Below are 13,308 nucleotides of genomic sequence, written 5' to 3'. Positions count from 1 at the left end.
CCGTCTTCCACAGGCTGATCGCAAACGGAAAGAAGCCAATCGTCGCCCTCACAGCCCTCATGCGAAAGATCGTCGTCATCCTCAACGCCAGAACGAGAGACCACCTCAACGATATGAGTTGATGACGGCCGAGGGGATGGGAGGTCGTGCCGCTCTCTCGGACGTCATCCCGGCCGCAGGCGAAGCCGGAGAGCCGGGAGCCATTGGCACCCTCGGCGGGTGTGAGGCGGAGAGCGTTGGCGGAATTGCTCCTGCGCTTCAGCCCCTCCCGCGTCATCCCGGACGAGGCCGAAGGCCGACGATCCGGGATCGGGGAGCCGCGGCGGTCGTGGCGTCGTTCGGGAGCGTGGCCGAGAGGCCCTCGACTCTCCGATCCCGCATCTCCGCTTCGCTGCGTGCGGGATGACGAGAGGAGGGGCGGAGCGTGCGGGAGGACGCGGGGAGATGGCGTGAGAGCGAACGCCGTCCGGGAGGATGAGGAGACGTTCCGGTGTCCTCGCCGCCGCTCTGGCAACCAATAGGCCCCGCATCTCCGCTTCGCTGCGTGCGGGGTGACGGCCGAGGGGATGGGAGGTCGTTGCGGTTTAGGCCGCCTTTTTTTGGTACCATCACTGTTATGTAATAACATACGAGGACAAAATGAAACGCACCCTTCTTGCAACCGCCGCCCTGCTGCTGTTCGCCGGCAGCGCCGTCGACGCGGTGGCGCACGGCATCTGGATCGCCCAGCGTCACGGCGAGCTTGCCATCGTCTACGGTCACGGCGCCTCCGACGAGGCCTACGACCCGGCGAAGATCACCGCCGTTGCCGCCCATGACGGCGAACAGGCGGTGCCGGTCACGCCGGTGAACCGGGAGACCCATGCCCTGGTGCCGATGCCCGAGCGGGCGCCGGTCCTGATCGCGACGATGGACAACGGCTATTGGAGCCAGGGAGCGGACGGCAAATGGGTCAACAAGCCCAAGTCCGAGGTGCCCGGCGCCAAGCAGGCCTCGCGCTCGCTGAAGCACACGGTGGCGATCCTGCGCCACACCCATGACGCCGCCCTGCCCAAGGGGCTGAGACTGGAGATCGTGCCGGCCAAGGACCCGACGGAGCTGCATGCCGGCGATCTGCTGGAGGTGCTGGTGCTGCTGAACGGCGAACCGCTCGCCAATGCGCCGGTGACGACGGAATACACCACCGACTCCGAGGCCGAGCCGGTGCGCACGGGCGCCGACGGCAAGGCCACCATCGTGGTGCGCAACAACGGACTGAACGTCGTCGCCGTGTCCGCCATCGAGGCGCCCGACGAGCCGGAGAAGGCCGACAGGATCAGCCATTTCTCCACGCTCTCGTTCAACCTCGGCCACCACGAGCACTGACCGGGCCCGACCGACACGCCATTGCGGGCCGGCGCCGCCTGCCGGCCCGCGACCAGCCAGGAGCTTCTTTCACGATGGACAATCGCCTCCCCGTTACCGTGCTGTCCGGCTTTCTGGGCGCCGGCAAGACCACCCTGCTCAACCACATTCTCAACAACCGCGAAGGGCTGCGGGTCGCCGTCATCGTCAACGACATGAGCGAGGTGAACATCGACGCCAGCCTGGTGCGCGAGGGCGGCGGCAACGTCTCGCGCACCCAGGAGCGGCTGGTCGAAATGACCAATGGCTGCATCTGCTGCACGCTGCGCGAGGACCTGTTGCGCGAGGTCAAGACGCTGGCCGGCGAAGGCCGCTTCGACCATCTGGTGATCGAATCCACCGGCATTGCCGAGCCGCTGCCGGTCGCCTCGACCTTCGAGTTCCGCGACGAGGAGGGCGAGAGCCTGAGCGACGTGGCGCGGCTCGATTCGATGGTGACGGTGGTGGACGCAGCAAACCTCTTGAAGGACTACGGCTCCACCGACTTCCTCGCCGACCGGGGCGAATCGCTCGGCGAGGACGACGAGCGGACCCTGGTCGACCTGCTCGTCGACCAGATCGAGTTCGCCGACACGATCATCCTCAACAAGGTGAGCGATGCCCGCCCGCAGGACCTTGCCGCCGCGCGCCAGATCGTGCGCGGGCTGAACCCGGACGCGGTGGTGATGGAGACCGACCGCTCCGCCGTTCCCTTGCGCGACGTGCTCGGCACCGGCCGCTTCGACTTCGACAAGGCGCATGAGCATCCGCTGTGGTTCAAGGAGCTGAACGGCTTCGCCGACCATGTGCCGGAAACGGAGGAATACGGCATCCGCTCCTTCGTCTACCGGGCGCGCCAGCCCTTCGCGCCGCGCGCGCTGAACCGCTTCGTGCAGAAGAGCTGGCCGGGGGTGATCCGCGCCAAGGGCTTCTTCTGGCTGGCGACGCGGCCGCATTTCGTCGGCGAGATCAGCCAGGCGGGCGCCTTCGTCACCACCGAAAAGCGCGGGCTGTGGTGGTCGGCGGTGCCGCGCAAGCACTGGCCGGATTCGCCGGACTGGCGGCGGGCGATGGAGCCCTACATGCATCCGGTGTGGGGCGACCGGCGGCAGGAGATCGTCTTCATCGGCACGAGCGGCATGGATGAAGCGGCGATCCGCACGGAACTCGATGCGGCGCTGGTCGGGGCGGACGGCTTCCACCCGGAAGAGTGGACCGGGCTCGACGACCCGTTCCCCGCCTGGGGCAGCGCGGCGGCCTGAACCGGACCTTGCGGGCCGGCCGTCCGCGATTGGCCTTGAAGCGGTGCCCGTCATCTGCCAGTTTGGCGGCGATGGTTGCCGAAGGCCGAAGCGCCGGAGGCATGAAAAGGGAACACGGTGCGGCGTACCCATCAGGGGCCAAGACCGTGGCTGCCCCCGCAACTGTAAGCGGCCGGGGCCGACGTCCTTCACTGAAGGGCGGGCGGCCCAGGCCCTGCCGCACGATGCCACTGCCCGAAGCCGGGCGGGAAGGCGCGGCCGGGCCGGACCCGCGAGCCAGGAGACCTGCCATCTCCCGCAACGACGACCGGACGGGGTGTTCCGGGAAGGTAGCCATGACACACAACGAGTCCCTCTTCGGCCCATCGGCGGCCCTTACCCGCAACCTGCCGCGCCGGCACCGCATCACCGTGTGCACCACCTGCCGCGATCCGCAAACGCGCGAGCAGCCGGGCGCGGATCTGATCGAGACCTTGAGCGCCGCGCTCGCCGGGGACGGCGCCGCGCCGTTCGAGGTGGCGGGCGCGGCCTGCATGGCCGGCTGCTCGCGCCCCTGCACGGTCGCCTATCAGGCGGACGGCAAGGCGAGCTATCTCTTCGGCGACATCGAGCCGGCGCGGGACGTGGCAACGCTTGTCGCCTTCGCCCGGCAATATGGCGAGCTGGACGACGGCTGGTGCTCGTCGCTGCAGCGGCCCGAGGGGCTGAAGGGCAAGACGCTGGCGCGCATGCCCGCCCTGCCCGCTCCCGCCCTCGGGGCAGCGGACCGGAGGGACGGCGCATGAGCCATCGCAGCGGAACCCCGGTGGTGCTGGAGCTGCGAAAGGTCGGCTACCGGCCGCGCGGCGCGGATGCGCTCCTGTCCGACCTCTCGCTGCATGTGCATGACGGCGAGATCCTCGTCCTTGCCGGGCCGAACGGCGCCGGCAAGTCGACCTTGATCCGGCTGATCGCCGGGCTGAGCGAGCCGACCGGCGGCGAGATGCGGCTCGGCGGCCGGCCCTATCGCGACGTGCCGATCACCGAGCGCGCCCGCGTCATTGCCTATGTCGGCCAGAGCGAGGAGAGCTGCGACCGGCTGACCGTCTCGCAATATGTCTCGCTCGGCCACCTGCCGCATCACCGCACCGGCGGGCGCGAGGCCGGTGCCCGCGCGACCGACGAGGCGCTGGCGCTGGCCGACCTGACGCGGCTTTCCGGCCGGCGGATGGGCGAGATTTCCGGCGGCGAACGCCAGCGGGCGAAGATCGCCCGCGCCGTCTGCCAGCGCCCGCGCATCCTGGTGCTGGACGAGCCGACCAACCATCTCGACCCGCTGGCGCGCGGCGAGCTGCTCAGCCTCGTCTCCGGCCTCGGCATCACCGTGGTGGCGGCGCTGCACGACCTGACCTTGATCGAGGCCTTCGCCAGCCATGTGGCGCTGATCCAGGGCGGGCAGCTCGTCGCGCACGGCCATCCGGTCGAGGTGCTGTCGAGCGAGCGGGTGCGCGCGGTGTTCAGCGTCGACCTCTACCGGATGCCGCATCCGCTGGAGGCGCGCCAGATCAGCGTGCTGGACATCCCCATCGAGGGGCGGTTCGGCGCGGGCGCGGCGGGCGACACAGCCGGCGCTCCGCATCTGCGCGCGGTGGCAACGCGCGGCTGAGCCCCGCCCTCGTCTCTTCTCAGCGTTTTCACGGTTTTCATCCTCACCAGGAGCCTGTCCCCCATGAAGAAATCCGGCCTCAAGCCTCTTGCCGTTTTCGCTGCCGCGATGGCCTGTGCCGCGCCGGCCCTCGCCTTTCCCGTCACCGTCGACAATTGCGGCACGCCGCTGACCTTCGAGGCCGCGCCCGAGCGCATGGTGGTGCAGGACATCAACATGAGCGAGATGGCCTTCGCGCTCGGCCTGCAGGACCGCATGGTCGGCGTCAGCGGCATCAGCGGCTGGTACAAGACCAGCGAAGAGTTCGAACGCAAGCGCGGCGACATCCCCGAGATCGCGCCGAAATATCCGACGCTGGAAAACCTCGTCGCCGCCAGCCCGGACCTGTTCTTCGCCGGCTGGTATTACGGCATGAAGCCGGGCGGCGACGTCACCCCCGACACGCTGGCGCCGCACGGCATCAAGACGCTGATCCTCACCGAAAGCTGCATCCATCTCGACAAGGCGCGGCCCGCCGCCTCGCTCGACCTGCTCTATGACGACATGCTGCGGCTCGGCACGATCTTCGGCAAGGAGGCGGAGGCGCAGGCGCTGGTCGATGGCTGGAAGGCGCGGATGACGGAGCTTACCGCGCGCATCGGCGAAACCCGCGACATGAAGGTGTTCCTCTACGATTCCGGCGAGGACAAGCCGTTCACCGCCGGCCGCTATGCCATGCCGACGGCGATGATCGAGGCCGCCGGCGGGCGCAACGTCACCGCCGACATGGAGACGAGCTGGGGCACCACCTCGTGGGAGGCGGTGGCGGCGGCCGATCCGCAGTTCATCATCCTGCTCGACTATCAGGACGGCGGCGGGGCGGACAAGCTGCGCGCCTTCCTGGAAGCCCATCCGGTGATGAGCCAGACCGAGGCTGTGAAGAACGCCCGCTATCTGCCTCTGCGCTATGAGGAACTGACGCCGGGGCCGGCGAATGTCGACGGCATCGAGCAGCTCGCCCGGGCGATGCATCCGCAGGCGTTCTGAGCCATGCGGCTGGCGCTGGTCCTGACGGGCGGCCTGCTGGCGGTCATCGTGCTGCTGGTGGCCGCCATTGCCATCGGCTCGACGCCGCTGCCGATGCGCGCGGTGATCGAGGCGCTGGCCGGCGGCGACGGGCCGACGGCGCGCATCATCATGGACCTGCGCCTGCCGCGCGCGCTGCTGGCGCTGCTGGTCGGCGCCGGGCTCGGCACGGTCGGCTGCCTGCTGCAGACGACGACGCGCAACGACCTCGCCGATCCGTTCCTGTTCGGCCTGTCCTCGGGCGCGGCGGCCGGGGCGGTGCTGGTGATCACCGTCACCGGCGACCTGCTCGGCCTGTGGACGCTGCCGCTCGCCGCCTTTGCCGGCGGCATGGCGGCATCAAGCATCGTGCTGGTGCTGATCGCAAGGCTCGGCGACCGGGGGCCGGCGCGACTGGTGCTGGCGGGGCTCGCGGTCTCGTTCCTGTTCATGGCGCTGACCAATTACCTGGTCTTTGCCGGCGACCAGCGCGCCGCCCATTCGGTGCTGTTCTGGACGCTCGGCGGGCTCGGCCTTGCCCGCTGGGACCTGCTGCCGGTCGCGGCGATCGGCCTTGCCGCGATCCTCGGCTTCGCCTTCGCCCGCCACCGCAAGTTCGACGCGCTGCTGGCCGGCGAGGACACCGCGCGCACGCTCGGCGTCGACGTGGTGGCGCTGCGGCGCACGACCTTTCTCGTCTGCGCTTTTGCCACCGCCGCCTTCGTATCGATCAGCGGCGTCATCGGCTTCGTCGGGCTGATGGTGCCGCATATCGCCCGCGCCCTCGCCGGGCCGATGCATGGCCGCTTCGTGCCGGTGGCAGCAATCACCGGCGCGGCGCTGCTGCTGGTCAGCGACATCGCCGCGCGCACCCTGCTGGCGCCGCAGGAACTGCCGATCGGCATTGTCACCACCTCGCTCGGCGCCGTCTTCGTGCTCGCCCTGCTGACCCGCGAGCCGTGAGCGCCCGCCTCAGCCGGGAACGCAGGACGTCACCTTCTTCAGGCAGCGCAGCGAGAAGCTGGACTTGGAGTGGCGCAGGCCCGGGATCGGGAACAGCCGCTCGCGCAGGAATTCCTCCACGCCCTTGGTGCCGCTCGCCGCGACCTTGACGAAATAATCGCAATCGCCGGCCATCAGGTAGACCTCCAGCACCTCCGGGATCTCCGCCATCGCCTTGCCGAAGCCCTCCAGCGCTTCCGGATCGTGCCGCTCCAGCGAGACCTCGATCATCACCGTCTCGCCGACGCCGAGCGCCTCGTGGTCGAGCACCGCCGTGTAGCCGGAAATCACCCCCTCCTCCTCCAGCCGCCGCACCCGCTGCCAGCACGGGCTCGGCGACAGGCCGACCTCGCGCGCCAGTTCGGTGTTGGACAGGCGGCCGTTGGCGACCAGTGCCTTGAGGATACGGCGGTCGATGTCATCAAGCTGTCGCGGCACAACAGTTTCCTCCTGCATATCGGCTCAGAGCAGAAGGATATTTCACGCTGTCGCAAAATCGAAGCAAAATCAGCATGAAATTTCGCCCATGGCGGGCAATACTATCGGAATACCCGGCCGTCGAACGCGCCCCGCCACGAGGGCAGCGAGACGCCGGCGGCATTGCAGGCGGGGAGGCGCCACCCATGGATTTCGCGCTGTCAGAGGAACAGACCCTCATTTTCGACATGGCCCGCGACTTTGGCCGGCAGGCCATCGCGCCCAATGCCTATGCCTGGGAAAAGGCCGGCACCATTCCCCGCGAGATGCTGCGCCAGGCGGGCGAACTCGGCTTCGGCGCGATCTATGTGCCGGAGGAGTATGGCGGCACCGGGTTGACCCGGCTCGACGCGGTGCTGGTCTTCGAGGCGCTGGCCGAGGCCTGCCCCTCCGTCGCCGCCTTCATCTCGATCCACAACATGTGCGCCGGCATGATCGCCGCCTATGGCAGCGAGGCGTTGCGCGCGCGCTTCCTCGCCCCGCTCTCGAGCATGGAAAGCATCGCCTCCTACTGCCTGACCGAGCCGGGCTCGGGATCGGACGCGGCGGCGCTGCGCACCCGCGCGGCGCGCTCCAACGAAGGCTATGTGCTGAACGGCAGCAAGGCCTTCATCTCCGGCGGTGGCTATTCCGACGTCTATGTGGTGATGTGCCGGACCGGCGAGGACGGGCCGAAGGGCATCTCGACGCTGGTGGTCGAGGACGGCAGCGAAGGCCTGTCCTTCGGCGCGGCGGAGCACAAGATGGGCTGGAAGGCGCAGCCGACCGCCCAGGTGCAGTTCGACGACTGCCCGGTGCCGGCGGAAAACCTGCTCGGCGAGGAAGGCAGGGGCTTCGCCTATGCGATGAAGGGTCTCGACGGCGGCCGGCTGAACATCGCCGCCTGCGCGCTCGGCGGCGCGCAAGGAGCGCTGACCGCGGCGACTCGCTACATGGGCGAGCGCAAGGCCTTCGGCAAGACCATCGACCAGTTCCAGGGGCTGCAGTTCCGCCTCGCCGACATGGAGACCGAATTGCAGGCCGCGCGCGTCTTCCTGCGCCAGGCGGCGTGGAAGCTGGATGAGGGCGCACCCGACGCCACCAAATATTGCGCCATGGCCAAGCGCTTCGTCACCGACACCGCGTTCCGTGTCGCCAACGACGCGCTGCAGATGCTCGGCGGCTACGGCTATCTCGAGGATTACGGCATCGAGAAGATCGTCCGCGACCTGCGCGTGCACCAGATCCTGGAAGGCACCAACGAGATCATGCGCGTGATCGTCGCCCGTGCCATGCTGGCCGAGCGCGACCGATCCTGACTGCCCCCGCGGCGCGCGGCCCGCGCGCCGACCGGAATTGCTACTGTCGACGAAGGAGTTTCCATGACCGCTCCACGACCGCTGTCCCTGCATGTTCCCGAGCCCGGCTGCCGGCCGGGCGACACGCCGGACTTCTCCGATTTCGAGATCCCGCGCGCCGGCGCGGTGCGCCGCCCGGCCATCATTGAGGCGCCGGAGGACATGCGCGACATGGCCTTCTCGGTCGTGCGCGTGCTGAACAAGGCCGGCGAGGCGGTCGGCCCCTGGGCCGGGCTGCTGGACGCCGAGGCGCTGCGCAAGGGCCTGCGCCACATGATGACGCTGCGCCAGTTCGACGAGCGGATGCTGAAGGCGCAGCGCCAGGGCAAGACCAGCTTCTACATGCAGCATCTGGGCGAGGAAGCGGTCTCCTGCGCCTTCCGCATGGCGCTGGAAGACGGCGACATGCACTTCCCCACCTACCGGCAGGCGGGGCTGCTGATCGCCGGCGGTTATCCGATGACCGACATGATGAACCAGATCTACTCCAACGCCGCCGACCCGCTGAAGGGGCGCCAGCTCCCGGTGATGTATTCGGCGCGCGACCACGGCTTCTTCACCATCTCGGGCAATCTCGGCACGCAGTTCATCCAGGCGGTCGGCTGGGCGATGGCCTCGGCGATCTCCAACGACACGCGGATCGCCGCCGGCTGGATCGGCGACGGCTCGACCTCGGAGAGCGATTTCCACGCCGCGATGGTCTTCGCCTCCAGCTACAAGGCGCCGGTGATCCTCAACATCGTCAACAACCAGTGGGCGATCTCCACCTTTCAGGGCATGGCGCGGGGCGGCGCCGTCACCTTCGCCGCGCGCGGCCACGGTTTCGGCATCCCCTCGATCCGGGTCGACGGCAACGACTATCTCGCCGTCCATGCGGTGGCGAGCTGGGCGGCGGAGCGGGCCCGCTCGGGCCTCGGCCCGACCTTGATCGAGCATGTCACCTATCGCGCCGGCGGCCACTCGACCTCGGACGATCCCTCCGCCTATCGCTCGAAGGAGGAGTTCAGCGCCTGGCCGCTGGGCGAGCCGATCGACCGCTTGAAGCGGCATCTCGTCACCATCGGCGAGTGGTCGGAGGAGCGCCACACCCAGGCGCTGGCCGAGATCACCGATGAGGTGCGCGCCTGCCAGAAACAGGCGGAGGCCAACGGCACGCTGATCTCCGGGCGCAAGCCCTCGCCGCGGGCGATGTTCGACGATGTCTATGCGCAGATGCCGCCGCATCTCCAGCGCCAGCGCCAGGAAGCGGGGTTCTGACATGGCACGGATGACCATGATCGAGGCGATCCGCAACGCCCACGATCTCGCCATGGAGCGGGACAAGCGGGTCGTCGTGTTCGGCGAGGATGTCGGCTATTTCGGCGGCGTGTTCCGCTGCACCGCCGGGCTGCAGAAGAAATACGGCAGCAACCGCTGCTTCGACGCGCCGATCAGCGAGAACGGCATTGTCGGCGCCGCCGTCGGCATGTGCGCCTATGGCCTGAAGCCGGTCGTCGAGATCCAGTTCGCCGACTACATGTACCCGGCCTATGACCAGATCGTCAGCGAGGCGGCGCGCATGCGCCACCGCTCCGCCGGCCAGTTCACCTGCCCGATGGTGATCCGCATGCCGACAGGCGGCGGCATCTTCGGCGGCCAGACCCACAGCCAGAGCCCGGAGGCGCTGTTCACCCATGTCGCCGGCCTCAAGGTTGTGGTGCCGTCCAACCCGCGCGATGCCAAGGGCCTGCTGCTCGCCTCCATCGAGGATCCGGATCCGGTGATCTTCCTGGAACCGAAGCGGCTCTATAACGGTCCCTTCGATGGCCATCACGACCGGCCCGTCGTCTCGTGGAAGAACCACGAGCTCGGCGATGTCAGCGAGGACTATTTCACCGTGCCGCTGGGCAAGGCGAAGATCCGCCGCGAGGGCTCGGCGCTGACCGTGCTGGCCTATGGCACCATGGTCTTCGTCGCCCAGGCGGCGGCGGAGGAAGCGGGCGTCGACGCGGAGATCATCGACCTGCGCACGCTGCTGCCGCTGGACCTGGAGACCATCGAGGCCTCGGTGAGGAAGACCGGGCGCTGCGTCATCATCCACGAGGCGACCAAGACCTCCGGCTTCGGCGCGGAGCTGAGCGCGGTGGTGCAGGAGAGCTGCTTCTATCATCTGGAGGCGCCGATCGTCCGCGTGACGGGCTGGGACACGCCCTATCCGCATGCGCAGGAGTGGACCTATTTTCCGGGTCCCGAGCGGATCAAGCGCGCCTTCGCGCAGGTTCTGGAGGGCTGAGTCCATGGGTATCTTCACCATCACCCTTCCCGATATCGGCGAAGGCATCGCCGAGGCGGAACTGACCGAGTGGAACGTCGCCATCGGCGACGAGGTCCAGGACGAGGACGTGCTCGGCACCGTGATGACCGACAAGGCGGCAGTCGAGATCCCCTCGACGGTCGCCGGCAAGGTCGTGTGGCTGTGCGGCGAGCCGGGCGACGTGATCGCCATCGGCGCGAAATTCATCCAGATCGAGGTGGAGGGCGAGGGCAACGACGCCGCCGCGGCCGAGGCGCCCAGGGCGGCGGAGGCGAAGACCGAGGCCGAGGCGCCCGCGCCGGAAAAGCCTGCGCCGGCCAAGGAAAAATCCGAAGCCAAGGCCCAACCCCAATCGCAGCCTCAGTCTCAGGCAGGCCGGCCGGCGGCCGCGCATCGTCCGCTTGCCGCCGGCGAGAAGCCGCTCGCCTCGCCGGCGGTGCGCCGGCGCGCGCAGGACGCCGGCATCGACCTGCGCATGGTCGGCGGATCGGGCCCGGCGGGCCGCATCCTGCACGAGGATCTCGACGCCTATATCGAGCACGGGCCGCCGACCGCGCGCCAGAGCGGGCGCATGCCGGCGCTCGGCACCCGCGACGTCAAGGTGGTCGGCATGCGCCGGCGCATCGCCGAAAAGATGGCGCTGTCGAAGTCGCGCATCCCGCATATCACCATCGTCGAGGAGGTCGACGTCACCGCGCTGGAGGAGCTGCGCGGCCAGCTCAACGCCGTGCATGCGGCGGGCCGCGGCAAGCTGACCCTCTTGCCCTTCGTCATGCGCGCCATCGTCATGGCGGTGCGCGAGCAGCCGGAGATGAACGCGCTCTACGACGACGAGGCCGGCGTGGTGCGCCAGTATGACGGCGTGCATATCGGCATCGCGACGCAGACCCCGGCGGGGCTGACCGTGCCGGTCGCCCGCCACACGGAGGCGCGCTCGGTGTGGGATTGCGCGGCCGAGGTCGCGCGCCTCGCCGAGGCCGCGCGCGAGGGCAAGGCGAGCCGCGAGGAACTGTCCGGTTCGACCATCACCATCACCTCGCTGGGGCCGCTCGGCGCCATCGCCACGACGCCGATCATCAACCACCCGGAGGTGGCGATCGTCGGCATCAACAAGATGGCGGTGCGCCCCTTGTGGGACGGCAAGGAGTTCCAGCCGCGCAAGGTGATGAACATCTCCTGCTCCTTCGATCACCGCGTGATCGACGGCTGGGATGCCGCCGTCTTCGTCCAGAAGCTGAAGTCGCTGCTGGAAACCCCTGCCCTGATCTTCGTCGAGGACTGAGCCCATGAGCGACATGACCTGCAAGCTGCTGATCATCGGCGCCGGTCCCGGCGGCTATGTCTGCGGCATCCGCGCCGGCCAGCTCGGCATCGACACCGTCATCGTCGACGAGCAGAAGCCGGGCGGCACCTGCCTCAATGTCGGATGCATCCCCTCCAAGGCCCTGATCCACGCGGCCGAGGAGTTCCACAAGCTGTCGCAGTTCGGCGGCAGCTCGCCGCTCGGCATCACGGTCGCCTCGCCGCAGATCGACCTGTCCGCCACCATCGACTGGAAGAACGGCATCGTCGCCCGGCTGAATGCCGGCGTCGCCGGCCTCTTGAAGAAGTCCGGCGTGCGGCTGATCGCCGGCAAGGCGACCTTCCAGGACGGCAAGACCGTCAAGGTGACGACCGGCGACACCTCGGTGCAGATCCGCGCCGAACAGGTGGTGATCGCCACCGGATCGGCGCCGGTCGAACTGCCGTTCCTGCCGTTCGGCGGCAAGGTGATCGGCTCCAGCGAGGCGCTGTCGCTGCGCAGCCTGCCGGAGAGGCTCTGCGTCGTCGGCGGCGGCTATATCGGCCTGGAAATCGGCACCGCCTTCGCCAAGCTCGGCGCCAGGGTCACCGTGGTCGAGGCGGCGGAGCGGATCCTGCCGCAATATGACAGCGCCCTCACCCGCCCCGTGCTGAAGTCGCTGCAGGCGCTCGGCATCGAGGTGCTGCTGGCGACCAAGGCGAAGGGGCTCGGCGACAAGGGCCTCCTGGTCGAGAGCGCCGAGGGTAGCGAGCGCGAGATCGCCGCCGACAAGGTGCTGGTCACCGTCGGCCGCCGGCCGCGCTCCGACAGCGCCAATATCGCCAGCCTGGGACTGGCCACCGACGGGCCGTTCCTGCGCGTCGACGACCGCTGCCGGACCTCGATGCAGGGTGTCTTCGCCGTCGGCGATGTCACCGGCGAGCCGATGCTGGCGCACCGCGCCATGGCGCAGGGCGAGATGGTGGCCGAGATCGTCGCCGGCCACGCGCGGAGCTGGGACAAGCGCTGCATCCCGGCGGTGTGCTTCACCGACCCGGAAATCGTCACCTGCGGCCTGTCGCCGGACGAGGCAAAGAAACAGGGCGGCGCGGTGACGACGGGGCAGTTCCCCTTCGCCGCCAATGGCCGCGCCATGACGATGGAGGCGGAGGACGGCTTCGTGCGCGTCGTCGCGCGCAAGGAGGACGGCTTGATCCTCGGGCTGCAGGCGGTCGGCCGCGGCGTTTCGGAACTCTCCGCGGCGTTCTCCATCGCCATCGAGATGGGGGCGCGGATCGACGACATCGGCGCGGTGATCCATGCCCACCCGACCCAGAGCGAGGGATTGCAGGAAGCGTGCCTTGCCGCGCTCGGCCACGCGCTGCATATCTGACGAGCGGCGGGGGCGGCCTCACGGGCCGCGCTTCCTGTCCTTGTAACGAAATGGCCCGCGCCCCTTCCGGGACGCGGGCCTTTCCTGCGGCGGGGCGGGCGGGCCGTTGGAACCTGCGGCGCGGTTCCGTGACGCCCCTCCCGGCTCGTCGCGATCCGCCGGCCCGCATCTTGCGAAACCGGCGGGGGAG

At 69.0% G+C, this 13,308-nt stretch carries 12 protein-coding genes and 1 riboswitch; of the genes, 11 read left to right on the top strand and 1 reads right to left on the bottom strand.

Annotated features, from left to right (window positions below):
• The first annotated feature begins 639 nt into the window (after positions 1-639).
• From TSB10GB4_RS22040 to TSB10GB4_RS22015, 6 genes are all read left to right on the top strand, one after another.
• Positions 640-1,365 carry a DUF4198 domain-containing protein gene (locus tag TSB10GB4_RS22040; protein ID WP_186397503.1) on the top strand — a complete coding sequence of 242 codons (726 nt, stop codon included), beginning with the start codon at positions 640-642 and terminating at the stop codon, positions 1,363-1,365.
• Positions 1,366-1,439: 74 nt separating this feature from the next.
• Positions 1,440-2,645: a GTP-binding protein gene (locus TSB10GB4_RS22035; RefSeq protein WP_186397502.1), complete on the top strand. Its 1,206-nt coding sequence runs from the start codon at positions 1,440-1,442 to the stop codon at positions 2,643-2,645.
• A 55-nt stretch (positions 2,646-2,700) separates the two neighbouring features.
• A riboswitch (cobalamin riboswitch) is annotated at positions 2,701-2,953 on the top strand.
• Between the two features lie 27 nt (positions 2,954-2,980).
• A complete protein-coding gene (locus TSB10GB4_RS22030) occupies positions 2,981-3,430 on the top strand; it encodes a DUF1636 domain-containing protein (RefSeq protein ID WP_186397501.1) in 450 nt (149 codons plus the stop codon).
• Positions 3,427-4,290: an ABC transporter ATP-binding protein gene (locus TSB10GB4_RS22025; RefSeq protein ID WP_186397500.1), complete on the top strand. Its 864-nt coding sequence runs from the start codon at positions 3,427-3,429 to the stop codon at positions 4,288-4,290. The genes TSB10GB4_RS22030 and TSB10GB4_RS22025 overlap by 4 nt, the downstream gene beginning before the upstream one ends.
• A 63-nt stretch (positions 4,291-4,353) precedes the next feature.
• Complete coding sequence (locus TSB10GB4_RS22020; RefSeq protein ID WP_186397499.1) at positions 4,354-5,316, top strand: ABC transporter substrate-binding protein; 963 nt, start codon at positions 4,354-4,356, stop codon at positions 5,314-5,316.
• 3 nt (positions 5,317-5,319) lie between these two features.
• Positions 5,320-6,297 (top strand): iron ABC transporter permease, encoded by a 978-nt coding sequence (locus TSB10GB4_RS22015; protein ID WP_186397498.1) that lies wholly within the window; start codon positions 5,320-5,322, stop codon positions 6,295-6,297.
• Positions 6,298-6,306: 9 nt separating this feature from the next.
• Here the strand turns inward: TSB10GB4_RS22015 and TSB10GB4_RS22010 are convergent, their stop codons facing one another.
• Positions 6,307-6,792 (bottom strand): Lrp/AsnC family transcriptional regulator, encoded by a 486-nt coding sequence (locus TSB10GB4_RS22010; RefSeq protein WP_186389671.1) that lies wholly within the window; start codon positions 6,790-6,792, stop codon positions 6,307-6,309.
• A gap of 167 nt (positions 6,793-6,959) precedes the next feature.
• Here TSB10GB4_RS22010 and TSB10GB4_RS22005 point away from each other — a divergent pair, with 167 nt between their 5' ends.
• From TSB10GB4_RS22005 to lpdA, 5 genes are all read left to right on the top strand, one after another.
• Positions 6,960-8,111: an acyl-CoA dehydrogenase family protein gene (locus TSB10GB4_RS22005; protein ID WP_186397497.1), complete on the top strand. Its 1,152-nt coding sequence runs from the start codon at positions 6,960-6,962 to the stop codon at positions 8,109-8,111.
• A gap of 63 nt (positions 8,112-8,174) precedes the next feature.
• Positions 8,175-9,407, top strand: coding sequence for a 3-methyl-2-oxobutanoate dehydrogenase (2-methylpropanoyl-transferring) subunit alpha (locus TSB10GB4_RS22000; protein WP_186397496.1), 1,233 nt, complete (start codon positions 8,175-8,177; stop codon positions 9,405-9,407).
• A gap of 1 nt (position 9,408) precedes the next feature.
• Positions 9,409-10,422 (top strand): alpha-ketoacid dehydrogenase subunit beta, encoded by a 1,014-nt coding sequence (locus TSB10GB4_RS21995; protein WP_186397495.1) that lies wholly within the window; start codon positions 9,409-9,411, stop codon positions 10,420-10,422.
• Between the two features lie 4 nt (positions 10,423-10,426).
• On the top strand, positions 10,427-11,725 hold the full coding sequence (locus TSB10GB4_RS21990; protein ID WP_186397494.1) for a dihydrolipoamide acetyltransferase family protein: 1,299 nt from the start codon (positions 10,427-10,429) through the stop codon (positions 11,723-11,725).
• Between the two features lie 4 nt (positions 11,726-11,729).
• The gene (gene lpdA, locus TSB10GB4_RS21985; protein ID WP_186397493.1) at positions 11,730-13,118 is read left to right on the top strand and encodes a dihydrolipoyl dehydrogenase; all 1,389 of its coding nucleotides are present in this window, start codon (positions 11,730-11,732) and stop codon (positions 13,116-13,118) included.
• Positions 13,119-13,308 lie beyond the last annotated feature (190 nt).

The organism is Stappia sp. TSB10GB4 (assembly GCF_900185745.1).
Classification (GTDB): domain Bacteria; phylum Pseudomonadota; class Alphaproteobacteria; order Rhizobiales; family Stappiaceae; genus Stappia.
The sequence above is the reverse complement of the archived record's forward strand: the minus strand, read 5'-3'. Positions and strand labels throughout refer to the sequence as shown.